Genomic DNA, 24,053 nt, shown 5'->3' with positions numbered 1-24,053 from the left:
AACGATACCGTCACTCAGCTCGTCTTGACGTCCCGGACCCACATCGAGAGGCCCGTATTCGGCTTGAAACCAGTGACCTCCTCGCGCCAGGCATTGGCCACACCCACGAAGCCGAGGAAGATGTTGGGCTGATCCTCGACCAAAATCGCTTGGATCTTCTTGAGGACCGGGTCGAGCCGCTTGGAGTCCGGGTATTTGTAGCTCTCTTGGATTGCCGCATCGAGTTCAGGGTTGGTGTAACCAGACGACTTCGACATCAGCTGGTTTGCAGTGAAGGTGATCTGGATGATGAAGGTCGGATCGGCTGGAGCCATCAAAGGCATCAGCGACGCGACCTGCGCCCCGGCCAGCGCACGCGTTAGAATCTGCGGCTGCTCCATTGGCGTGATTTTCATGGTGATTCCGGCGCGTGCCAATTGTGCCTGCATCACCACTGCCGCGTCCTTGGCGTCGAACAGATACGGGATGGAAGGCACGAGCATCTCGAACTCTGGCTTGTCGGCGTATTTCGACTTCGCGAGATAGGCCTTGGCCCTGTCGAGATCGAATCCAGCGGCTTTGTCGGCATCGGGGTTGTAGTATGAGACGCCGGTCGGCGCCGGGGTCGCGGAGGCATCCAGCAACCCATAGAACACGTCCTTCGCGATCGCCTTGCGATCGATCGCGCTCGACACGGCTTTGCGGAAGTTCACATCGTCGAACGGCGCACGCTTGGTATTCGTCTGGATGAACCACATCCCGCCGATCGCGACCTTACTGCCGGTCTTGATGCCGGGTGCCGTTTTGAGGCGATCAAAGTCGCGCGGCGGCGGCGAACTGATGATCTGGGCCTGGCCGGTCATCAGATATGCCATGCGGGAGGCGTCGTCGGGCACGATCTTCGCGACGACGCGCTGCCAGGCCGGCACGCCCTTGCGCCAGTAGTTCGGATTGCGCCGCATGACGATCTGGGTATCCGGCTGCCACTCGACGAAGATGCCGGGTCCGGTGCCGAGCTCGGCCGGGGCGTTCTTGAAGGCGTCGTCGCCTTTCGCCTCGCGGCTGCCCTTCGGGAAGATGCCCATGAATTTGGTCATGTACTGCAGCCAGGGCCGATAGGGTTGGCTCAGGTTGAACACCACCCGGGTGGGGCTCTCGATGACGATCTCCTTGATCGGCGAGAACAGCGTGCGGCGGATCGACTTGTTCTTCGGATCGAGCATGTACTCGTAGCTGTACTTCACGTCCTCGGCAGTGAATTTCTGACCGTTCTGAAAGACGACGTCGTCGCGCAGATCGAACGCGAAGCGGGTTGCATCGTCGTTGATCTCCGGCAGCTTGTGCGCCAGCGACGGCACGATGTTGCCGTCGACATCCACCTCGAGCAGGTTCTCGAAGATGGCATTGGAGATGGCCATCGCATCGTGGTTCGAGATCTGGATCGGGTCCAGCGTCGACGGGTTGTTCGGCAGCGCGATGGTCAACGTGCCATCGGCGGCAAAGGCCGGGGTTCTCAGCAGGCTGATGCCGGCGCCGGCGGCGACGGTCTTGAGCAGTGTGCGGCGGTCGATCGTCATGTCCTATCCCCTTTTTTTAAGCTTCGGCGTAGTCGATGATCTCCGTCGGGGCCTTGGTGGCCTCCGGTGTGCAACGGATCTGGCGCCCGTCGCCGATGCGCTGCAGCGGCTGTGGCTCGCGCCGGCAGCTTTCCAGTGCCTGCGGGCATCGGCCTGCCAGATAGCAACCGGCAGGAAGATCGATTGGGCTTGGAATTTCGCCGCTGAGCTGCGCCTTCGGCGGGTTGTCCACGCGCCGACGCGACAGGTTCGGAGCAAGATGCGCCGAAAGCAGGGCACGCGCATAAGGATGCCGCGGCGTATCGAAGACCTGCTCGCGCGTGCCGACCTCGACGATCTGACCGAGATACATCACCGCCACACGGTGGCTGAGGCGCTCGACTGTGTTCAGGTCGTGCGAGATAAACAGGTATGAGGTGCCTAGGCGCTCCTGCAGGTCGCGGAGCAGCTTGACGATCTCGACGCGGGCCAGCGGCGTCAGCGCCGAGGTGGGCTCGTCGAGAACGATGAGCGCCGGATCGGGCGCAATGGCGCGCGCGATGCCGACACGTTGCTGCGCGCCGGCGCTCAGACTGCGAGGCTTCAGCGCGGCGATCGCCGGGTCCAGGCCTACCAGCCTCAGGAGCTCAGCGATCCGTTCGGGCGTGGGTTTGTCGAGAGCCTCTCCGATGATGGAGGAGACGGTCCAGCGCGGATCGAGCGAGTCGAGCGGGTCCTGGAAGACGATCTGCACCTTGCGCCGCAGCTTGCGCATCTCGGCTGCGGCCGCGCTTCTCAGGTCGCGACCTTCGAACAGGATCGTGCCGGAGTCGGGCTCGACCAGTCGCAGCAGGCAGCGCCCGGCAGTTGTCTTGCCGGAGCCGCTCTCGCCGACGAGGCCGAGCGTCTCGCCGCGCCGGATTTCGAGCTCGACTGAATCGACGGCCTGCAGCGTCTTGCCGGAGCTGCGCAGCCGGAACTGCTTGCTCAGGCCGGTGACATGGAGCAGTGGCGCGGGATCGGTCAGCTGCTTGGGCGGCGGTGCGCGCTCCAGGGACAGCAACGTCTGGCTGTAGTCGTCCTGCGGGTTGGCGAAGAACTCCCGCACGTCGCCCTGCGCGACGATGGCGCCCTTGTCCATCACCATGACACGGTCGCAGTAATTCGCGATGATGCCGAGGTCCTGGGTGATCAGCAGAACCGCTGATCCGGCATTGCGAGCGGCCTTCCAGAGCTCATCGAGGAACTGCGCCTGAATCGTGACGTCGAGCCCGCTGGTCGGCTCGTCGGCGACGAGCAGACGCGGCCCGGCTCCGAGCGCCATGGCGATCAGCACGCGCTGCGCCATGCCGCCGCTGATCTCATGCGGATAGGCGTTGGCGCGGCGCTCCGGGTCGTTGAGGCCGAGATTGCGCAGCAGATCGACGGAGCGCCCGCGCGCGTCTTCGCGGGTGATCGGGAGATGCGCGCGCAGCACGTTGCCGATCTGGCTGCCGACCGTATGCAGCGGGCTGAGCGAACCGCGCGGGTTCTGCACGATCAGGCCGATCTGGCGGCCGCGAACCTCGCGCCGTTCTTCCTCGCTCATGGCGAGGACATCGCGGCCCTCGAGCAGGACGGAGCCGGAGACGATCTCGCCCGGCGGCCGTGCCAGCCCCAACAGAGCCAGCCCGAGTGTCGACTTGCCGCTGCCTGAATCGCCGGTGAGCCCGACGATCTGTCCCGGCTCGATCGCGAAGCTTGCGCCCCGCAGAGCCTTTTGCCGGCCGTAATCGACCGAGAGATCGCGGACCGAGAGCAAAGCGCGCCTGCCACCTTCACTGAGCATAGCGGCGCTCCAGTCCGTTGCCGAATGCGGCATAGCCGAACACGGTGATCGAGATGGCGAGCCCGGGGAACAGCGACGGCCACCACTCGCCCTGCACGATCTGGTCGGCGCCTGCGGCGATCATCAGCCCCCATTCCGGAGTCGGCGGTCGCACGCCTGCGCCGACGAAGCTCAGCCCCGCAGTCATCAGGATGGCGAAGCCAATCGTGACGGAGAACTGGACGAGCGCCGGTGTCATTGCATTCGGAAGGACATGCACGAGCGCGATCCATGCCTCCCGCCGGCCGAGTGCGCGGGCCGCGTCAACGAATCCGCGCTGCTTCTGGGCTAGCACCTCGGCTCGCGTCAGGCGGATGTAGATCGGGGTGTAGAGCAGGGCCAGCGTCATCATGATCGTGAGGAGGCTGCGCCCGGCCAGGGTGACCAGGATCATGCCGGTGATGAAGACCGGGAAGGCCTGGACGAGATCGGAGATGCGCATGATCAGCGTCCCCACGATCGGCCGCGCCGAACCGGCGGCCAGGCCGAGCAGGCAGCCGGCGACGAGCGAGAAAACGTTGGCCCCCAGAGCGATCGCGACATCGGCGCGCGGCGCGGCGATGACGCGGGAGAAGACATCCAGCCCCGCCGCATCGGTGCCGAACCAGTGCACAGGCTTATCGAGCCCGCCGGTCAGCGCGAGCCAGAGCAGGCCGGGCACCTCGGCAAGGGCAGGGGGCGGTTCGGCGATCAGGCCAGTCGGTCTGCCGACCTCGTAGGGCACGATCCAGGGGCCGATCACCATCATAACCAACGACAGTACGACGATCGCTGCCCCGGTGATGAAGAGGTAGTCGGACTTGCCGCGGCCGAGCGGATCGGCTGCCAGCCTCTCGACCTGGGATTCGAGCATGGCGTCGCTCATGACGTGATCCTCGGATCGAGCAGCGCATGGACGATGTCGAGCGCGAGATAGACGAAAAGCGAGATCGCGGCGATGACCAGCACGACCGCCTGGATGGCCGGATAGTCGAAAGAGAGCACGGAGCGGACGGCGTAATGGCCGATGCCGCCGAGCGAGAACACAGTCTCGATCAGCACCGCGCTGCCGAGGATGTAGCCGTAGAGCACGCCCAGCAGCGTCAGGGTCGGCGCCAGCGCGTTCTTGAGCGAGATCCAGGCGATGCGGCGTGGCCGCAGCCCGCTGCCGCGCGCATACAGCACATAGTCGGAGGAGAGCACGCGCACCATGTTCTGACGCACCATCTTCACGATCGGCCCCGACAGGACGAAGACCTTGGTCAGCACCGGCAGCATCAGGTGATGCAGGCCATTCCAGAACGTTGCGAGATTGCCGGCCAGCAGCGAGTCTACCGTGATGAAGCCGGTGATGGCTGGTGGCGGCGACGCCATCGGGTCGAGACGCCCGAGCGGCGGTGGTGCCCACCCAAGCTGGGCGAAGAACAGGTAGATGAACAGCAGCGCCCACCAGAATTCAGGCTGAGACCCAGCGAACAGGCTGTAGCCGAAGGTCGCCTTGTCGGCGACGCCCCCCGGCTTCAAGGCACAGAGCATGCCGAGGGGCACAGCGATCAGGAAGGCGATGATGAAGCTTATGGTGATCAGCTCCAGCGTGACCGGCAGATAGCGCATGATCTCGCTGCCGATCGGCTCTCCGGTGACCCAGGACCGCCCGAGATCGCCCTGCAGCAGCCCATGCGCGCCGGGGGTGAGCCCGATATAGGCGCCGAGCTGCTCGATGACGGGCTTGTCGAGACCCAGAGAGCGCTGCGACGACAGATACGCCTCACGCGACGCGTTCAATCCGACCAGCCGGGCCACTGGATCGGCCGGTAGCGCGCGGATGGCGAAGAACACCACCAGCGCAAGGCCGATCAGCTGGAGCAGGGCGGTAGCGAGCCGCGTCGCGATAAAGCGCTTCATCGGATACTCAGGGCTCGAGCTTGAGATCGAACATCCGCAGCGCGTTGTCCGGCGCCCAGGTGATGCCGCTCAGCTTGGTGCTGAAGGCCCATTGCGTGCGGGTCTCGAGCAACGGGATCCAGGCAAGTTCGGACTGCAGCGTTTCCTGGATAAACTTGGCCAGCTCCTGGCGCCGGGCCGGGTCTGCCGCCACCAGAGCTTCGGTGAACGCCTTGTCGACCTCGGCGTTGCTGTAATTCGCCATGTTGTTGACGCCGCCGGCCGCCGCCGACACGAAGAACAGCTTCGTCGCGAAGATCACGTCGGGACCGACCGGCTTCTCGATGTCGCTGATCGACATCGGCAGGTCCTTCTTGACGAGGCGACGATCGGAGATCTGGGTCTGAGGCATCGGCTCGAGCATGATCGGGATGCCGACATCCTTGAGCGCAGACTGGATCGTCGTCGCGATCGGGCCGAGATAGGATTCCCGCTCGGCCGTGAACGCGAGTTTCAGGCTGTCGGCGTATTTCTCGAGACCCTTGCCATCCGGAAAACCGGCTTCCGCAAGCAGCGCCTTGGCACGAGCCTGATCATTGGCGAACTGCGCCTGCGGTTTGACATAGCCATTGAGCACAGGGGTGAAATGCGCCTGCCAAGGGCGCGCCTGGCCGGAGTAGCCGATCTTCGAAATCGCGTCGTAAGGCATGGCGGCGGCAAAGGCTTGCCGGAGCTTGGCGTTGTCGAAAGGCGGAGTCTTCCAGTTCAGGTTCAGAAACAACGTCTCGTTGCCGAAGATGCCGGCGACCTTCACGCCACGCGCATTGCGCAGATTGTCGAACTCGCGCGACGTCAGGCGCTGCGTCAGCTGTGCCTGGCCCGACCGCAGGGTCAGGGTGCGGTTGGCGCTCTGCGGAACCTTCTTGATAACGACCCGATCGATCTGCGGCTTGCCACGGTAGTAATCGGGGTTAGCCTTAAGCACGAACTCGTCGTCCTTGACCCAGCGCTCGAGGCAATAGGCACCGAAACCAGTCGGATTCACCGTATTGGCGTAGATGTGACTCCAGGGATCCTGCTCGGTGGAGTGCTTCTTCAGCTCTTTGCTGTCGAACGGCGCCATGGCGTAGTTGGTCAGCACCATCAGGAAGAGGTTGCTCGCCTCGCCCTGGCGGATCTTAACCGTGTAGTCATCGACCTTGACCACGGCGTCGCCGAGCGACTTGTCGGCGTCCTTGGCGAAGACCTTGCGATCGAAGCCTTCAATCGCGGCGAGAGACGAAACGAACCAGCCGATAGGTGCCTGGCCGCTCACGGATTTCGCCCGGCTCAAGGTATAGATCACGTCATCGGCGCTGAACGTGTTGCCGGAGCAGCCCTTCACGCCCTTGCGCAGGTGGAGCGTCCAGGTCTTCGTCGCCGGATCGTTCTCCCAGCGCTCAACAAGCCGACCCTCGAACTTGGTGAAGTCGAGCTTTCGGACCCCGTCTTCATTGGTCTCACCAGGCGGGTAGTAGAGCATCGGCTCCATCAGATTGATGAAACCGGTCTGCGAGGTGTTCACCGAAACCGAGGGGCCGTCGTAGTTGAGTCCAGCTGGAACGTCCTCTGCGAGATAGAGCAACTGCGTCTGTGCCTGCGCGGCGGATAGGCAGATCGCACCTAGAGCCACGCCGGCAAACGCCGCGAATGCGGTTCTGATCCTGCTCATGTTCATCATCCCCTGCTTTGTCTTTTTGGTGAAGCAATCCGGACTGCAGCCCGGCCGAATGCATCAGGGCGCGAGAAGCCGTGCGACCTCCCGCATGTCCCGAACCGTCTCGAGATCGTCGACCATGGCGATCAGAGTCTCTCGTGCGTCGGCGGTCAGTGCATCTGCCGCAAACTCCCAGCAGCGGCGGAATTTCTTCAAATGCAGTTCGCGCGATAGCCGCCGTTGCGGGCTCGCGAGCATCTGCTCGCAGCGCCAGCTCAGTTCGGTGCCATTCTTCAGCCGGATCGTGACGTCAACGGGCACGAGCGCGTTCGGCTTGTCGCTGCCGTCGGACAACATGGTGATCTTGCGCGCGACCTCGTGCGTCAGCGGATCAGTCAACTCGTCGCCCCGGTAATGGGCAAGATCGATCTCCCCGCGCAGCAACACCTTGGCAGCGATATAAGACATGCAGAGCTGCGCGTAGTTCTGCTTGGGTTCCAGCATGTCCGGCCGGGCGCAGAGCCGTGCGGTCACCGGCGGGCCGACGATCGTCACCGCTTCGACATCTTCCACCGTAAAGCCGTGCTCTTCTCGCAGGCGGATGATGCCCTCCACGCCGGCATGCGTGGCCCGGCCGGCCGGATACGGCTTGTGACTAAGTTCTGCCACTCGCCAGACCTTGCCGAGATTGTCGAATACGGGGTCGAGATCCCACTCGCCCTCGAACAGGCGTAGGTAGCCATAAGGGCCCTCGAAGACATCCAGCGGACCAACGACACCGGCCCGCGCGAGATCGCAGGCCTGGACCGCGGCGCGTGAATTGAAGCCAACCTGAAGCGGCAGCGCGACGCTGCCCTCGACATGCGGCTGCAGGGTGCCGCTGGTCTGCGCATATTGCAGGCCGAACGCGCGCGCCAACCGATCTTCCGGAAGTTCCATGAGCCGGCCGAGCGCGGCGGTGGCGCCAAAGCCGCCCGCCGTTGCGGGGCGGAAGAAACGCATCGCCGATCGCGAGGCGATGCCGAGGCCCGCCGTGACATCCACCCCGACCGCAACCGCCGTCAGGAAGTCGCGGCCCGAGATTCCGCCGGCGCGCTCACAATGGGAGGTCAGCGCGGGGATGAGCGTGGTGAGCGGGTGCAGCACCGCTCCCTCATGCACGCAGTCGTATTCCTGGCAGTGCCCCTGAAAGGCGTTGATCATCGCCGCCAGCGGGGCAGGCATCCTATCCCGACGGCCCCAGACCCGCGCATCGTCTCCGCTGCCCCAGCCCTTGGCAGCGGTCAGGATTTCGGCCGCGCCGCTGGCGGTCGAGCCGGCAATGCCGACGCCGAAGCTGTCGAGGATGAAAACCTTCGCCTGGGCCACGGCATCCGCCGAAAGGTCAGGAAACGAGACGCTCAACGCGTGTCGCGCGAAGCGCTCCGCTGCGAAGCGCTCTTCCTCGGCCTGCGAATGCTCGCGTGGATCAGACAACGGTCTCTCGCTCCCCTGCGCTCGCTTGAATTCCTTCAAACCGTAACATTCGTCGCATACGCATGCAAGCGGCTTCTCCGTCTCGCTGCCTTCTCTGCGCGAGCGCCTCGGAGAATGCACGACGACGTGGTGATCTCGCAGAGGATGACGTCTGTGTTTTTGCTTGATAAGCCATCACATCTGCTTTGGTTCTGTCGAAAATATAGCCGTATTTCCGCGCGAAGAGGCGCGAGCTGCGCATCGCCTTCGCATTCGTACCGACCATGGGGAGGGCCACGACAGCAAAATGCATGCGCAGTCATCATTGACGCAGGTCGACGTGCCGCATAAGGATTCGAATGCTGCTAGCGTGGCCTTGGGGAGGCTCTGGTCGAAAGCCGCCAGCCTCCGCTCGCCGCCGGGCCGCGCATTGCACCGTAGCTCCGCCGAACTGGCGTCGAAGGACGAGGAATCGAAATGTCGGATACCGAAAGCCTTGCTGAGAATTACCGACGCGCCTACGCCAATCAGGTTGGTTTCGGGCGTAATCCTGCGCTCGTACTGATCGACTTCGCCGACGCCTATTTCGACCGGAACTGCGATCTGTACGCCGGCGTCGAGGACGCGCTCGCGTCGGCGCTGCGCGTTCGCGAAGCCGCGCACGAGGCCGGCGTCCTTGTCGTGCTGACCGAGGTGCGCTACCAGGCCGAAGGCCTCGACGGTGGACGCTTTTTCGAGAAGGCCAAGCCGCTGAAGGCCTTCCTTCCGGGCCGCAAGACGGCGGGCTTCGCCGAGGGGCTGGTTCCGCGCGACAATGAGATCGTCGTCACCAAGCAGTATCCGAGCGCCTTCTTCGGAACTTCGCTTGCTTCGACGCTGACGGCGTCCGGAGTCGACAGTGTCATCCTGACCGGGCTCACCACGTCGGGCTGCGTCCGCGCCAGCTGCGTCGACTCGATGTCCTATGGCTTTCGTACCAGCGTCGTGCGCGAGGCCTGTGGGGATCGGCACCGCGATCCGCATGAAGCCAATCTCTTCGACATGAACGCCAAATATGCCGACGTCGTCTCGGAGCAGGAGATCATCGCTTTCCTCAAGTCGCTGAGCACCCAGGAAACGGCCGGCTCTCGGGCGCGCTGAGCGCAGCGACCTCTCCGTCGTGCCCATGGGGCGCGACCATGGCGCGGGCGAAATCATGCACCGCGCCATCGCCGTCTACGCCCCTGATGGCGAGAGCACGCGGCTCAGCGCCGCCGCATCGTCGAGGGCTTCGAGTCCGTCGACGAGGGCGATCAGCTTCTCGCCCGCCGCGGCCTCGAGCCCGCCCGAGCGCCATGCGGTCCGGAATTTGGAAAGATGCTGCTCCTGCGTCAGCGGGACCTTCGGGTGCCCGAGCACGTGGTCGAGCGTCAGGTCGTGGCGCGAGCCATCCGCCAGTGTGAGCCGGAAGCGCTGCGGCGTCATCGCGTTGAGATCGGGATTGTCGTCCTCGGTGACGACCACGCGCCCGGCGATAGCGTGTGTCTCCGGATCGTCGAGCACCGCGGTGCCGAGGAAGCCGTCGACGGTGACCTCGCCACGCCTGAGATAGGTCGCGGCAACGAACGGAATGCAGAGCTTCGCGTAATTGGCGGCGGGGTTCGGCACATCCGGCCGCCCCACCTGCCGCGCGACCACCGGCGGCACGAAGCACTCGAATAGGCGCAGATCCGCCGCCGAAAAGCCCAGTCTCTCGCGCAGCAGCATCAGCGCATGGACCGCTCCATGCGTCAGGCGTCCGCTCGGAAAGGGCTTATGCGCCATCTCCTCGATCTGGAACTCGCGGCCGATCCGCTCGATCTCGCCCTCGATCTGGAATTGATCAGCCTCGAACAGACGGAAATAGCCGTGACGCCCGGTCAGAATATCGTGGGGGCCGGAGAGGCCGGCTTCGGCGAGATCGACGCTGACAATGCCGGCGCGCGCCGCGAAGCCGACCTGAAGGCCAAGGCAGGGCGAGCCCTCGACATGCGCCTGCATGGTGCCGGAGGCCTGAGAATATTGGATGCCCAGCGCGTTCGCCGTGCGCTCGTCCGAAAGCTCCGCCAGATTGGCGACTGCCGAGGCGGCCCCGAAGCCCCCGGCAGTGGAGGGCCGGAAGAAGCGCAGCGGGCCGCGCGCGGCGAAGCCGAGAAAGGTGGCGATATCGACGCCCGCAATGCAGGCCGCGATCAGGTGCTGGCCGCTCACGGGCCGGCCCTGCCGCGCACGCCGGTCGCAATAGGCGAGCGCCGCGGCAAGGATCGCCGCCATCGGATGCAGTACCGCCCGCTCGTGCAGACAGTCGAATTCCAGGGAGTGGATTCGGTAGGCGTTGACGAAGGCGGCCGATGGAGCAGGAAGCAGGTCGCCCGTGCCCCAGGCATGTGCCTCATCCGCCGTGCCCCAGCTGGCTGCGAGCGCATTCATCGCCGTAAGATCGGTCCCGTTCGAGCCGGCCGCGCCAACGCCGAGCGTGTCGAGGATGAAGACCTTCATCCTTTGAATCGCGGAGGCCGGAAGCGCCGCGAAACGCAGGCCTGAGACGTGGGAGACCAGAATCGGAAACGGATCGGTCATGTTGGGCTCGGAAGGACTGGCGGGGGTACAGCGTGCATTGCTCTGGCATCCATCGTCGCGATCAGAGAATTGAATACGAATTCATTCTCTCGCTCGTCAGCTTGTCAAGCCGCAGGACGCCCCGTCGCCTTGCTCATGCGCTCTGACGCTCGAGCGCTTTCTGCGGCACCTTGAAGCGCGGCGGCTTCGGCGCATCGAAGCCCGTCTCCTGCTTGGCGCGGGCCAGGATCTCCGGGATCGTGCCGCCGCGGTCGAACAGGGGCAGCTCGCCGCGCCCCGCCGCTATCTCGCCGCGCAGGGCCTCGGTGGAGGCAACGTCAAGATCCCCGTCGGCCGACACGACGACGCCATAGGCGCGGGCGCCGTCCTGCGTCACGAGTCCGCGCTCGACATCCTTGGCGACCAGCGCCGCGTCGCGCTTCAGCGGGTCGCCCCAGCCACCGCCGCCCCAGGTGTCGAAATGCAGCACATCGCCCGGCGCGACGTGGATACGGTCGCATTTCGAGGGAACGAGCGCCTGGCTGCCGTCGGCGCGGACGATGCGCTTGGTCGATCGCATGCCCGGAGCGCCGCCGTTGACGCCCCACGGATAGGTCAGCCAGCGGTCGTCATGGATCGAGATCTCTCCCGGCTGCAGGAACTCGTACTCGATATGTACGCCGTTGCCGCCGCGATGCAGTCCGGCACCGCCCGAGCTCGCGATCGTCTCGTAGGCGAGGATGCGCATTGGGAAGTAGGCCTCGAGATACTCGTTCGGCACATTGGTGAAAGCCGGGAAGAGCGAGTGCCCGTCGGGCCCGTCACCGACCGGCCGGCCCGGAATGCCGCCGAAGCCGATCTGGAAGAGCTGGTACCACTCGCCGTCCTCGCCATAGCCCGAATACATCAGGTGCGGGCTGTCGGAGAAGCCGGCGGCGTTGAGCGCGTCGGGCGCACCCTGTCCGAGCAGGCCGCCCATGAGGTCGAAGATGCGGCCGAGCAGGTGGGTACGGCAAGACAGGGCGGCCGGGCGCTGCGGCTTCAGGATGCTGCCCTTCGGGATGCGGACATCGACCAGATCGTAGAAGCCGTCGTTGAACAGGATCTGTGGATCGAACAGGTTGATGGTGAAGGCGCCGAGGAACATCTTGAACATCTCCTCATTGAGGAGGAAGTTCACCGAGGCGATCGATTGCGGGTCGGTGCCCTCGAAGTCGAAGATGGCGACATCGCCTTCCCGCCACATCGAGCAGGCGATCTTGTAGGGGCCGTGGCCCATGCCGTCATCGTCGATATAGTCCTCGAAATAGGCCTTTTTGTCCGCCGGAACGAACATTTTGATGATCGCGCCCATAGCGACGCGATTCCGCTCCAGCATCTCGTTCATCGCCGAGATGAAGGTGTCGACCCCGAAGCGATCGCTGATCTCGCGCACGCGACGCTCGGCGAGGCGCAGGCCAGCGATGATCGCGTTGAAATCCGATCGATTCCAGTGCGGCAGCCGGCAATTGCGCAGCAGCAGGTTGAATACGTCCTCGTTCAGCTCGCCCTTGCGGAAGATCTTGATCGGCGGGATCTGGATCCCTTCCTCGAAGATCTGCGTCGCATCGGTCGGCAGCGAGCCCGGAACCTTGCCGCCGGTGTCGGTCATGTGCCCGAACATCGCGGCCCAGGCGATCAGCCGCCCGTCCCGGTAGATCGGCATCATCGTCAGCCAGTCGTTGAGATGGCTGACCGCGCCGTCGCAGGAATATGGATCGTTGGTGAGGAAGACGTCGCCTTCCTCGATCGTGCCCTCATAGCCTTGCATGAAGCCGTAGAGGAAGGAGCCGAACTGGCCGACGACCATCTTGCCGTCGTTGTTGGCGATCATCGGGAAGGCGTCGTGCTGCTCGCGGATGCCGGGCGACATCGCGGTGCGGAAGAGCACCGCGTCCATTTCGGCGCGGGCATTGCGCAGGGCGTTCTCGATGATGTCGAGGGTGATCGGCTCGACGGCGACCTTGTCGAACGGCGTGGCGTTGGTCTGGATGATCTTCGCGGGCATGGTCGTGCTTCCGTTCAGTTCGACGGGCGGATCAGGATGCAGCCGGTGGCATCGACCTCGCCCTCATGGCCGGGCAGGATGAGGGTCGTCGTATCCATCTGCGCCACGATCGCGGGACCGGGAACGACATTGCTGGCGAGCAGCCTGGTACGATCGTAGACGCCCGCCTCGTGGTCTGCGCCCTCGACGAAGATCGTGGTGGTCTCGATCAGTGCGGCGCCGGGGTCGCGGCCGCCCTTGGCGAGCGCCTCGGCTTTGACGTTGGGGACAGGGCCCTGGACGATGGCGCGCAGCGTGACGAGCTCGTGCTCGGCATCCAGCGCAAAGGTGAAGAGCTGGGTGTGCATCTCGTCGAAGGACTCGCCGAGCCCGGCAAGACCCGTCTCGCGGAACGTCTCCAGTGTGGTCGCGACCGGGATGCCGAGACCCTGGCCGTGATAGCGCACGTCGATCTGGAGGGTGGTGTCCAACTCGGCCGCCGTCACGCCCTCGGCCGCAAGCGCCTTGGCCGCCTCCTCGGCGAGTTGCTCCAGCACCTGGAGGACCTCGGCATCGCTCAGCGTGCCGAAGCGGCGCACGAGCGTGCGCGAGGCCTCGTCACGCAGTCGTGTCGTGGCATCGCCATAAGCGCACAGCACGCCTGGCCCCGGCGGCACGATCACCGGCCAGGAGTTCATCAGCTTGCCGATGGCATTGGCGTGGAGCGGGCCGGCGCCGCCGAAGGCGACGAGGGCGAAGTCGCGCGGGTCGTAGCCCTGCTCGACGGAGACCAGCCGCAGAGCGCCGAACATGTTCTCGTTGACGATGTCGATGATGCCGGCGGCCGCGGTCTTGGCCGGCATGTCGAGGGCTGTGGCAATCTTCTCGACAGCGGTCGTCGCGAGGTCGCGATCGATCACCATGTCGCCGCCCAGGCGAGAATTCGCCGGCAGGTAGCCCAGCACGACATTGGCGTCGGTGACGGTCGGCTCGGTGCCGCCCTTGCGATAGGCGGCCGGGCCCGGCGCCGCGCCGGCGCTCTGCGGGCCGACGCGAAGGGCCTTGGTTAGTTCGGGCACATAGGCGATCGAACCGCCGCCGGCACCGACCGTGCGCACGTCGATCGACGAGGCGCGCACGGTGACGTCGGCGACGCGCGTCTCGCGCCGCTGCTGGGCGACGCCGTCCTGGATCAGCGCCACGTCCGTCGAGGTGCCGCCCATGTCGAAGGTGAGCAGGTTCTTGTAGCCGGCTTGCTGGGCGATCCAGAGCGCGCCGGAAACACCGCCGGCCGGGCCGCTCATCAGCAGGTTGACTGGGGCCGACTTGGCGCTTTCGACCGAGGCGAGCCCGCCATCGGAGCGCAGCACGTGCAGCTTGACGTCGCCCATGCTGGCGGTCAGCTCCCTATGAAGGTTCTCCATGTATTTGGCGACGACGGGCCGGACATAGGAGTTCACCACCGTTGTCTCGGTGCGCTCATATTCGTACATCTCCGGGATGACGTCGCTGGAGATCGAGACCGGCACTCCCGGCATCACGCGCTCGGCGATCGCCTTGACCCGACGCTCGTGCTCGCCATTGGCATAGGCATTGAAGAGCGACACCGTCAGCGCCTCGATGCCGCGGGCCTGCAGCTTCACCAGCTTTGCTTCGAGATCGGCCTCGTCGAGGTCACGCACGACATCGCCCTTGGCACCCATGCGTTCGTCGGCCTCGATCGTCAGCTCCAGCGGCGCAAGGAGCGGGCGCTTATTCCAGATCACCCAGCCACCGAGCCCGCCGGGCACGAATGAACGAGCGATCTGCAGCGTCTGTCGGTAACCCCTGGTGGTCACCAGCCCGACTTTCGCGCCGCGCGAGGTCAGGACGGTGTTCGTAGCGACCGTGGTGCCGTGCATGACATGTTCGATGCTGCGCGGATCGATCGCGGCCTCGGCGCAGATCTTGCGGATACCGTTCAGGACGCCGACCGAGGAATCCTGCGGCGTAGACGGCACCTTCGCGCTGTAGAGCTGGCCCGTCTCCTCCTCGATCAGAAGGAGATCCGTGAAGGTGCCTCCGACATCGACGCCAAGGCGATAGGATGCCTTCCCGGCCACCGCGGTCCCCATGATGCTCTCCCCTGAAACAGTCCTGGTCGTGCTCGGCCGCCGTTGAGGCGGTTGATGCGAGCCGAGTGACACCGGCGCGCCTCGTTGGCGGATCGGGAGAGGCATTCATGGGAGCGCGCTCGCGCCGCGGCTGCGCGGCGCAATCCCGGCAAGCCTGCATCGCGCAGACCTCCCGCTCTCTCCCGACAGTGTGTTCAATCCCGACTGATTATAATTTGTCCGGACAAGGTTGCGTCTTTCCCACCACCTGTCAACATGTCTCAACGCCATTTTTTCGGAAGGCATGGTCCGATGAACCGCGTATGGCAGTGATGATTTGGCAAGCGCCGAGCACGTTGAGATGGATGGAGTCGCAGCGTGTCGGTGCGGCTGCGGTCGACCTTGCGGAAGGCTGCGGGCATACTCGTTCACCGCAAGGCAGGGTTCGCCGCTTGCCATGCGTCCGGATGAATGGTCATTCGGCTGACAACGCACAGGCCTGAGATGAGCGACTCGAAGACGTCCGCCCGTTACCTGCAGATCGTCAACGTGCTCCAGGCCAGGCTGAATTCCGGTCTCTATCCGGTCGGCACCCTACTGCCGACCGAGGCCGAGCTGTGCCAGGAATTCGACGTCAGCCGCTACACGATCCGCGAGGCGCTGCGGCGGCTGATGGCGATGGGGCTGGTCTCGCGCCGGCAGGGTTCGGGCACGATGGTGCAGCGGACGGAACCGAGCCAGGGCTATTTCTTCGCCCTCAATTCACTGACAGACCTGTTCCAGTACTCGCTCGACACGTATTTCCAGATCGTCGGCATCGACGAGACGACGCTCGACACAGCGACGGCGGAGGCGGTCGACGGCAAGCGCGGCGCGCGCTGGATGGTTGTGACGGGCCTGAGATCGGTCTCCGAGGGAGAGAAGCCGTTCAGCCTGACCAAATCCTATATTCCGCACCGCCTGGCCTGGATCGTGCCCGAGCTGCCCGGCTGCGTCGGGCCGTTTTACGCACATATCGAGAAGCGCGCGAACGAGCCGATCATCAAGGCGCAGCAGCAGATCAGCGCCGTCCGCATGCCACAGGACGTGCTGCAGGCGCTGGGGCCGCTGACGGACGAATTATCGCTGCTCTTGCTCCGGCGCTACGTCTCGAAAAAGGGGACGCTGGTCGCGTCCTTCAACTGGCACATCGCGTCGGAATTCACCTATCGCATGGAGATCCAGCGCGACAGGGCATGATGGTGGCGCGCGCCTCAGGCCCCCAAGTCTCGCAGCTTGCCTACGATTCCCTTGTCGGCGAGTTCCGAAACATTCTCCGGCGTCAGGCCGAGGATGCCGCACAGCACCTCCCTGCCATGCTCGCCGAGCTCGGGGCCGGCGCTGACGATGCGCCCCGGCGTGTCGGACAGACGTGGCGCGACGTTCTGCATGCGCAGATCCCCGAACTGCCGGTGGGCGATCGTCACGATTGCCTCGCGCGCCTTGAAATGCGCGTCTTCCAGCATTTCGGGCGCGCGGTAGATGTCGCCGCAAGGTACGCCACCCTCGTCGAGCAGGCGCCCGAGCGTGTCGGCATCATGCAGCCGCGACCAGTCGGCAATGATCCCGTCCAGCTCGGCCTGCCGGGCGCCTCGCGCCACATGGGTGGCGTAGCGTTCGTCGGCCGCCAGGTCCGGGCGTCCCATGACCTCGGTGAGGCGCTTGAAGACGGTGTCCTGGTTAGCGGCTATCAGCACCATTCGTCCGTCGCGCGTCGGATAGACGTTCGAGGGTGCTACATTCGGGATAATGGCGCCGGAGCGCTCGCGGACATAGCCGGCCTGATCGTATTCGGTGATTAGCGATTCCATGATCGAAAGCACGGCTTCGTAAAGGGCGCTGTCGACCATCTGGCCGCGCCCGGTGCGCTCGCGGTTATGCAGGGCCATCAATCCCCCGAGACAGGCGAAGGTGGCAGCCAGCGTATCGCCGATCGAGATGCCCATCCTGCTGGGCGGCGTCGATGGATCGCCGACGACGTAGCGCAGCCCCCCGAGAGCCTCGCCGATGGCGCCGTATCCAGCCTTCTCGGCATAAGGGCCGGTCTGGCCGTATCCGGAGACGCGGATCATGATCAGGCGCGGGTTGATCTCCTTCAGCGTGTCATAGCCCAGTCCCCATTTTTCCATGGTTCCCGGGCGGAAATTCTCGAGCAGGATGTCGGCATCTGCGACGAGGCGCCGGATCAGATCCTGTCCCTCGGGCACGCGGGCGTTGATCTCGACGGATTTCTTGTTGCGGGCGATAACCGGCCACCAGAGCGACTTTCCATGGGCCTTCTCGCGCCCCCAAACGCGCATCGGATCGCCCGCACCGGGCTGCTCGACCTTTATGACCTCCGCACCGAAATCAGCCAGCAGCTGGCCGCAGAATGGCCCGGCCAGCAGCTGGCCCATCTCGATGACGCGGAGATCGGTCAGCGGACCGCAACGCGTGGAATCCCGAGCTTCGCCCATCGGTTCCTACCAAATTTGTCCAGACAAAGTTATGTGTTATTGGACTGGCGAAAGCCTGCCTGCAAGCTCTTTCTTCCGGAGGTAGCCGTGTCCACATCGTCGAACATCATCGAGATCGTCGAGGTCGCGCCGCGTGACGGGCTCCAGAACGAGCCGGTCTTCATCCCGACCGCAATCAAGCGGGAGCTGATCTCACGGGCCGTGGCTGCCGGCATCAGGCGGATCGAAACGACGAGCTTCGTCAATCCAAAGCGCGTGCCGCAAATGGCCGATGCCGACGTGCTGAGCGCGGAGCTGCGCGGCTATCCCGGTCTCAGCAGCATCGGACTCGTCATGAACGAGCGCGGGATGGAGCGCGCCGCCGCGCATTGCAGCGAAATCAACTTCGTTGCCGTAGCGAGCGAGACGTTCAGCCAGCGCAACCAGGGCGCCTCGATCGCCCAGACCCTCGCGAGCTGGCGCGAGGTAAGTGGCAAGGCGCGGGAGGCGGGCCTGCGCACTACCGTTACCATCGGCGCGAGTTTCGGCTGCCCGTTCGAGGGCGAGGTCGCGCCGGTGCACGTGCTGCGACTTGTCGAGCAGATTCTCGAAACGCGTCCCGATGAGATCGCCTTCGCAGATACGATAGGCTGCGGCGTGCCCTCGCAAGTGCGGACGTTGCTAGCGGGCGCCCGCTCGCTCGATGCCGGTCTCGCCTTGCGCTGCCATTTCCACAACACTCGCAACACAGCGCTTGCCAATGTGCTGGTAGCCGTGGAGGCGGGTGTCGGCGCGATCGACGCCAGCATTGGCGGCGTCGGCGGCTGCCCCTTTGCACCGAAGGCGACGGGGAACGTCGCGACGGAAGATGTCGTCTACATGCTCGAGCGCATGGGGATCAGGACCGGCGTCTTGCTCGATGCGCTGATCGAGACCGCGAATTGGCTGGCCCCGTCGCTGGCGAATCCCATCCAGAGCGGGCTTGCGCGGGCCGGCCTTTTTCCTGCCAACGCCCTTGCGGTCTGACGGACGAAACGTGATGGGTGATCCGATCCACCAGACCGTTACCGTGGCAGGGCGCAGTCTGCATTGCTTGCGGCTCGGTAGCGGCCCTTCTGTAGTGCTGCTGCACGAATCGCCGCGCAGTTCGGCGGTTCTCCTTCCGCTCGCCAACGCGCTCGCCAACCGCTTCACAGTCTTCGCCGTCGATACGCCGGGTTACGGCGCGTCCGATCCGCTGCCGGAGAGCCGGCCGACGATCGACGATTTCGCCGATGCGATCGCCGCCTCGCTGCAGGCGCTGGGACTGACCGGCTTCGCCGTCTACGGTACCCATACCGGTGCGACGATCGCTGCATCGCTGGTGCGCCGCCATCCTGGCCTGGTCTCTGGCGCGGTGCTCGACGGCTATCCGGTCTTCACGCGGGCAGAACAGGACCTCAACGCCTATCACTATTTCCCGAATTTCGAGCCACGCTGGGACGGCAGCCATGTCGCGGCGCTGTGGTCTCGCGTGCGCGACCAATACAGCTTCTTTCCCTGGTGGCAGCCAGGACGGGACAGCCGAATCCCGCGCGATCCGCCGGCGCTGGCGAACCACCACGCGGCCGTTCGCGACATTCTGTCCGCGGCCGACTATGCGGCCGGCTACAACGCGGCTTTTCGGACGGATGGGCGGGCGGCGTTAGCTGGCATCACCCGTCCTGCCCATCTTATCTGCCGGGAGGACGATACCCTCTTTCCGCATCTCGGTCGTCTTGGTGCGGTGGCATCGCCTTTGACGATCGAACGGATGGGCGTGGACCGGGCAGCCTGGGCAGCCCGCATCGGCACGGTCTTCGCGCAGCTTGCCAACGCCGCCCCGCCGCTCCAACAAGCCGGACAGCCGGGCAAGCCGGAAGGCGCCTTGACGGTTCTCGCTCCCGGGCTGCTCGCGCGCGCCTATGATACGGGTGTTAGGGCGGCGCCGCCGCTGGTGCTGCTACCCGATCTGCCGGGCCAGGCGCGCGACTGGGCTGATCTGGCACGTCGCGAGGCGCGCCGCCGGCCTGTTCTCGCACTGGAACTTCCCGGCGCTGGGCGCTCACTGGCAATGCTCGATGGCTCTCCTGCTGCAATGACCACCTTTCTCGCGCAGGCGCTCGATGCAGCCGGTCTCGGCACGATCGATCTGGCGGGAGCCGGTCTCGGCGGCCTGCTGGCGCAGCGTCTGGCGCAGGCTCGCCCGGGCGGCCGCGTGCTGCTGCTCGACCCGCCTCCCGCACGGTCCTTTGTGCCGGCCCTGCCATCTGAGCCGGACTGGCACGGCGGCTTCCTGATGGCGCATTGGTACGAGGCGCGCGAGGCGATGCTGTTCCGTCCCGCCAATTCGCGTCGTTCCGCTGACGCACGGTCGCTGGGGCCAGGCATTGATCTTGCCGCGATCCAGCGCCGCTTCGTTGCCGGGGTTTGCGCCGCGCCAGAGCTTATAGCTCTCGGTACGGCATTGGCGGGGGAGGCCGCGATTTGGCCCGAGCACACCGATCGGTCGACTGACGTCGTGCTGCACGAAGGCGACCCGGACAACGCATGTCTGGCGAGCCGCCTCGGCGCCGCGCGCGCGCAGTTCCGCAAGGCGCCGCTCGACGGACTGATCGACGCAGCGGCGATCTTGTTGGGACATGGCAACCATACGGATGGCAGCGATGAGTGAATTCGTCGTCAACACCACAAGGAGCATCGTCTCGCGGCCTGGCGCCGCGTCGAAGCTCGGCGAGATCGTCGGGCCGCTTCTCGGCGAGCGCATCGTACTGGTCACCGATGCGGTGCGCCGGGCGGGTCCCCGTTCTAGGCGCCGATGAACTGCGGTTGGCCAGCCGCCTCGCTCAGATAGATGCGAAGCCCCCGGCGGCCGTAATTCGGGATCTGGCCGGCGCGTCGCGCGCGTCAGGCCCGAGCTGGCCACAGCCTCCGCGGCGGAGCTGCCCGGCGTATGATTTATTTCGAGCGGCCTGATCTACTCGATCCCGACATTCGCGGCCAGAGCGACCAGGCGATCTGGGGGCGCTTGCGGGGAAATGAGCCCGACGCACCGGGTCGAACCTACGCCGCCACGCTTCAGGAATTTCGACGCCCTGGTGGCCGTGATCCAGATCGTCAGCCCGTCCCTAGCGAGCTAACGCGCTATCTTCAGTCGCAACTCGTCGCGGCCGCCTGAGGCGCTTGGTCTCGATGTCGAGGTAAATGTGCATGCGGCAGGTCCTCCTGTAACCTCTCCATGACTTGCGTCCGCCCCAACAGACAATAGAGCGCTGGCACGCTGATATGACATCTGCCAATCTGATCAGGCAACGGCTCGAAGAGGCTGTCGGATCGGGGGAATCGATGCTCACTAAAGTCGGCAGATTGAAAAATCTGGGCGTATTTGCGGACTACACCTGGGGCGCACAGCTTCCGAAATTCGAGCGATACAATCTCATCTATGGAGACAACGGCTCGGGGAAGACGACGCTCTCCCGCCTATTCGAATGCTTGGGGTTCGGCGCGCACGATGATTATCCGACCCTCGAATACAGAATCGAAAGCGAATCCGGCGACATCGTTCATGGTCGGGCGGCACACCGAAAGGTCCGCGTCTTCAATGCCGACTACGTCCAGCTCAACATTGGACCCATTGATGGCGCGCTCAAGCCGATCCTGGTCGTCGGCGAGGAAAACAAGGCAATCGCTGACGAGCTGGTGATCGAGCAGGCCGAAATTTCCAGTTGAACGCAGCTGATCAACGCCGCGAAGGACGCGATTAGCACCTTGGAGACGAGCCGCGGCAAGGTCTTCACCGCGATAGCGAAGACGATCAGCGAGGCGACCAGTGGCAGCACGGTTCGCAATTACCGAAAGAACAACGCCGAGGCCGCATTCGCAAAGCTAACCACCGACTTGACGCTCTCTGCGGCGGACCTCGAACTCCGCCGCGCGACGCTCCGGCAGGAGCCTATGGACGATGTCGCCTCCCCAAGCGAGCTACAGGTCATGGTCGGGCACAGCGCCGTTCCAATGACGGTCGCAGTCAGTTCCCTGCTGCAGGAAGCATCGAGTCTTTGCATTCGGTCGGCGATCTCGGATGCAATCCAGCGCCTGCGAGATCATCCCGACATCGCCTCGTGGGTCGAACAAGGGCACGCGCTCCACAGACAGCATGGCAGTACCGACTGCGAATTCTGCGGCCAACCGGTTCCAACGGAGCGATGGAGCCGACTTGAGGCTCATTTCAGCACCGAGGACCAGGCGCTCAAGTCGGCAATCGAAGCGTGCGCGGCGTCAATCGGTGCCCTCATGGCGCCACTCAATGCCGTAGTGCTTCCCGATCGGCTCGCGCTCTACAGCGACTTGCGGGACCGCTACGACGCTGCGGTTGCGGCTTGGCAAGCGGCCAAGGAGGAAGCTGACCGGCAGGTGCAAGCGGTCCTGGAGCGCCTAGCCGCCAAGCTAGCCGCCAGGACGGAGGCCCTTTCTTTTGACCTGGAGGTCGACCTATCGGCAGTCGCGGAAGCCCATGCGGCGCTCGCGGCCGTAATCAAGGATCAGAATGAAAAGACGGCGGGGCTGGGGCAGGCAAGCGACAAGGCACGGGCCGAGATTGAGCAGCACTACCTGACTAGCATCAAGGCCGACGTCGCGGATTATGATCAGAAAATCCGCGACAAGCAGGATCAGATCACGGACGCAACCGAGGGGTCGGCGGGCGAGGGGAAGCCGAGCCTAGAGGCACTCCAGACCTCTACAGCAGAGAAGCGCGCCCAGATTTCGAATGCGCATAAGGCCGGCGACCGGCTGACGAAGCTGCTTCACACTTTCCTTGGCCGCAGCGAGTTGGTCTTCAACTCAAGCGACGAGGGCTACCGAGTCCTACGGAACGGCAGGGTTGCCAAGCGACTGAGCGAAGGAGAGCGAACCGCGATCGCGTTTATCTACTTCATCGTGCAGCTGGAGGATCAAGATTTCGACCTAGCCGATGGCATTGTCGTCATCGACGATCCGGTATCCAGCCTAGACGCAAGCTCGGTCTACCAGGCGTTCGGCTTCCTGAAGGCTGCCGTTAAAGGCGCGAAGCAGGTTTTTCATCCTCACGCATAACTTCAGCTTTCTCCGGTTGCTCCTAAATTGGCTCCAGACCTTGCCAAAAGCCGAGCGCAAGAACGCGTTCTATATGCTGGTTTGGCCTGCTGCCGGTTTCGTGGACACCGAGATTGGGTGTTTCATGAAACCGGAGGTTGGGTATGCGACGAAGGCAATTTGGGCGTGAGTTCAAGATCGAGGCGGTTCGCCTGATCAAGGATCGCGGAGTGAGTGTGGCGCAGGCGTCTCGGGACCTGGATGTCCATGAGAACCAGTTGCGCAAATGGGTGAAGCTCTTTTCTGCCGATCCAGCGCAAGCCTTTCCCGGCCACGGCCAGATGAAGCCGGAGCAGCTTGAGATCGAGAAGCTGCGGCGCGAGGTGGCCAAGCTCAAGGCGGAGCGCGATATCCTAAAAAAGGCCGCAGCCTACTTCGCGAAGGACGTGACATGAGGTTCACGTTCATTGCGAAGCACCGGGGGATCTGGCGGGTGGCGTGGCTTTGCGAAGCGCTGGATGTGTCGCGCTCGGGCTTCCATGCCTGGCTCAACCGGTCACCGAGCCGGCGAGCACGCGACGACGAGGAGATCGGCAACAGGGTCCGGGCAAGCTTCCTTGGTTCGGATCGGACCTATGGTGCCAGGCGTGTCTGGCGGGACGTGCTGGCGGAAGGCATCGATTGCGGCCTGCATCGCATCGAGAGGCTGATGCGTGCCCAGGCTTTGCGCGCCAGGCCGCGTCGGCGCAGCCTGCCCAGGGATGAGGGCCAGCGATCTGCCATCGCACCTAATACGCTCGGCCGGGAGTTCCATGCCGAGCGTCCGAACCAGCGCTGGATCGCCGACTTCACCTATATCTGGACCGCAGAGGGCTGGCTTTACGTTGCAGCCGTCATCGACCTCTTCTCCCGCCGGGTGGTGGGCTGGTCGATGAAGGCCGACATGACCGCTCAACTGGTTACAGATGCACTGATGATGGCGATCTGGCGCCGGGGAAAGCCGGATGCCCTGCTGCACCATTCGGACCAGGGCAGCCAATATGCCAGCGAGCAGTTCCAGAAGCTCATGACCGACAACGGTGTCACCTGCTCGATGAGCCGCTCGGGCAATGTCTGGGACAATGCCGCGATGGAGAGCTTCTTCTCCTCCCTCAAAACAGAGCGGATCAAAGGCAGGGTCTACAGGACACGCGACGATGCTCGTGCCGACGTGTTCGATTACATCGAGCGCTTCTACAATGCCGTTCGCAGGCACTCGACCATCGGCTACATCAGTCCGATCGAGTTCGAAAAGAAGGTCGGATTAGCTTAACTGAGCGTCCACGAAACCCGAAGCAGGCCATTGTGCCGGTGCATTACGTTGGCTGGAGGCCCAG

Annotated in this window: 16 protein-coding genes and 1 pseudogene; 7 read left to right on the top strand and 10 right to left on the bottom strand. The window is 64.5% G+C overall.

Features of this window, described 5'->3' with window-relative positions:
- Nucleotides 1-14: 14 nt before the first annotated feature.
- The 6 genes from V7S63_RS25850 to V7S63_RS25825 all read right to left on the bottom strand — a co-directional run bounded on the left by V7S63_RS25850 (nucleotide 15) and on the right by V7S63_RS25825 (nucleotide 8,437).
- Entirely contained in the window at nucleotides 15-1,556 is a 1,542-nt protein-coding gene (locus tag V7S63_RS25850) for an ABC transporter substrate-binding protein (protein WP_336532383.1), read from the bottom strand.
- A gap of 16 nt (nucleotides 1,557-1,572) precedes the next feature.
- The gene (locus V7S63_RS25845; protein WP_336532382.1) at nucleotides 1,573-3,363 is read right to left on the bottom strand and encodes an ABC transporter ATP-binding protein; all 1,791 of its coding nucleotides are present in this window, start codon (nucleotides 3,361-3,363) and stop codon (nucleotides 1,573-1,575) included.
- Nucleotides 3,353-4,267 (bottom strand): ABC transporter permease, encoded by a 915-nt coding sequence (locus V7S63_RS25840; protein ID WP_336532381.1) that lies wholly within the window; start codon nucleotides 4,265-4,267, stop codon nucleotides 3,353-3,355. The genes V7S63_RS25845 and V7S63_RS25840 overlap by 11 nt, the downstream gene beginning before the upstream one ends.
- Nucleotides 4,264-5,286, bottom strand: coding sequence for an ABC transporter permease (locus V7S63_RS25835; protein WP_336532380.1), 1,023 nt, complete (start codon nucleotides 5,284-5,286; stop codon nucleotides 4,264-4,266). The genes V7S63_RS25840 and V7S63_RS25835 overlap by 4 nt, the downstream gene beginning before the upstream one ends.
- A gap of 7 nt (nucleotides 5,287-5,293) precedes the next feature.
- Nucleotides 5,294-6,976, bottom strand: coding sequence for an ABC transporter substrate-binding protein (locus tag V7S63_RS25830; RefSeq protein ID WP_336532379.1), 1,683 nt, complete (start codon nucleotides 6,974-6,976; stop codon nucleotides 5,294-5,296).
- Between the two features lie 63 nt (nucleotides 6,977-7,039).
- The gene (locus V7S63_RS25825) at nucleotides 7,040-8,437 is read right to left on the bottom strand and encodes an MmgE/PrpD family protein (RefSeq protein WP_336532378.1); all 1,398 of its coding nucleotides are present in this window, start codon (nucleotides 8,435-8,437) and stop codon (nucleotides 7,040-7,042) included.
- 456 nt (nucleotides 8,438-8,893) lie between these two features.
- Here V7S63_RS25825 and V7S63_RS25820 point away from each other — a divergent pair, with 456 nt between their 5' ends.
- Entirely contained in the window at nucleotides 8,894-9,556 is a 663-nt protein-coding gene (locus V7S63_RS25820; RefSeq protein ID WP_336532377.1) for an isochorismatase family protein, read from the top strand.
- Nucleotides 9,557-9,631: 75 nt separating this feature from the next.
- Here the strand turns inward: V7S63_RS25820 and V7S63_RS25815 are convergent, their stop codons facing one another.
- From V7S63_RS25815 to V7S63_RS25805, 3 genes are all read right to left on the bottom strand, one after another.
- Nucleotides 9,632-11,014: an MmgE/PrpD family protein gene (locus V7S63_RS25815; protein WP_336532376.1), complete on the bottom strand. Its 1,383-nt coding sequence runs from the start codon at nucleotides 11,012-11,014 to the stop codon at nucleotides 9,632-9,634.
- Between the two features lie 133 nt (nucleotides 11,015-11,147).
- On the bottom strand, nucleotides 11,148-13,040 hold the full coding sequence (locus tag V7S63_RS25810; RefSeq protein ID WP_336532375.1) for a hydantoinase B/oxoprolinase family protein: 1,893 nt from the start codon (nucleotides 13,038-13,040) through the stop codon (nucleotides 11,148-11,150).
- Nucleotides 13,041-13,054: 14 nt separating this feature from the next.
- Nucleotides 13,055-15,133 (bottom strand): hydantoinase/oxoprolinase family protein, encoded by a 2,079-nt coding sequence (locus tag V7S63_RS25805; protein ID WP_336532374.1) that lies wholly within the window; start codon nucleotides 15,131-15,133, stop codon nucleotides 13,055-13,057.
- Nucleotides 15,134-15,616: 483 nt separating this feature from the next.
- Between V7S63_RS25805 and V7S63_RS25800 the strand changes: the two genes are divergently transcribed.
- Nucleotides 15,617-16,351 carry a GntR family transcriptional regulator gene (locus tag V7S63_RS25800; RefSeq protein ID WP_336532373.1) on the top strand — a complete coding sequence of 245 codons (735 nt, stop codon included), beginning with the start codon at nucleotides 15,617-15,619 and terminating at the stop codon, nucleotides 16,349-16,351.
- A 14-nt stretch (nucleotides 16,352-16,365) separates the two neighbouring features.
- Here V7S63_RS25800 and V7S63_RS25795 read toward each other — a convergent pair whose 3' ends face one another.
- Complete coding sequence (locus V7S63_RS25795; protein ID WP_336532444.1) at nucleotides 16,366-17,535, bottom strand: CaiB/BaiF CoA transferase family protein; 1,170 nt, start codon at nucleotides 17,533-17,535, stop codon at nucleotides 16,366-16,368.
- Here V7S63_RS25795 and V7S63_RS25790 point away from each other — a divergent pair.
- The 5 genes and pseudogenes from V7S63_RS25790 to V7S63_RS25770 all read left to right on the top strand — a co-directional run bounded on the left by V7S63_RS25790 (nucleotide 17,422) and on the right by V7S63_RS25770 (nucleotide 23,989).
- Nucleotides 17,422-18,612: a hydroxymethylglutaryl-CoA lyase gene (locus V7S63_RS25790; protein WP_336532372.1), complete on the top strand. Its 1,191-nt coding sequence runs from the start codon at nucleotides 17,422-17,424 to the stop codon at nucleotides 18,610-18,612. The two genes, V7S63_RS25795 and V7S63_RS25790, sit on opposite strands and share 114 nt — an antisense overlap.
- Before the next feature lie 13 nt (nucleotides 18,613-18,625).
- On the top strand, nucleotides 18,626-20,278 hold the full coding sequence (locus tag V7S63_RS25785) for an alpha/beta hydrolase (protein WP_336532371.1): 1,653 nt from the start codon (nucleotides 18,626-18,628) through the stop codon (nucleotides 20,276-20,278).
- Nucleotides 20,271-20,426 (top strand): hypothetical protein, encoded by a 156-nt coding sequence (locus V7S63_RS25780; RefSeq protein WP_336532370.1) that lies wholly within the window; start codon nucleotides 20,271-20,273, stop codon nucleotides 20,424-20,426. Before V7S63_RS25785 ends, V7S63_RS25780 begins: the two co-directional genes overlap by 8 nt.
- A gap of 463 nt (nucleotides 20,427-20,889) precedes the next feature.
- Nucleotides 20,890-22,698: pseudogene (locus V7S63_RS25775) on the top strand (AAA family ATPase).
- A 143-nt stretch (nucleotides 22,699-22,841) separates the two neighbouring features.
- A protein-coding gene (locus V7S63_RS25770; protein ID WP_336532369.1) for an IS3 family transposase occupies nucleotides 22,842-23,989 on the top strand; the annotation gives its coding sequence in 2 pieces (ribosomal slippage) (nucleotides 22,842-23,091 and nucleotides 23,091-23,989; 1,149 coding nt in all).
- Nucleotides 23,990-24,053: the final 64 nt, after the last annotated feature.

This window comes from Allobosea sp. CCNWLY174, assembly GCF_037120455.1.
Taxonomy (GTDB): Bacteria; Pseudomonadota; Alphaproteobacteria; order Rhizobiales; family Beijerinckiaceae; genus Allobosea; species Allobosea lupini.
This window is presented reverse-complemented; position numbering and strand designations above follow the sequence as displayed.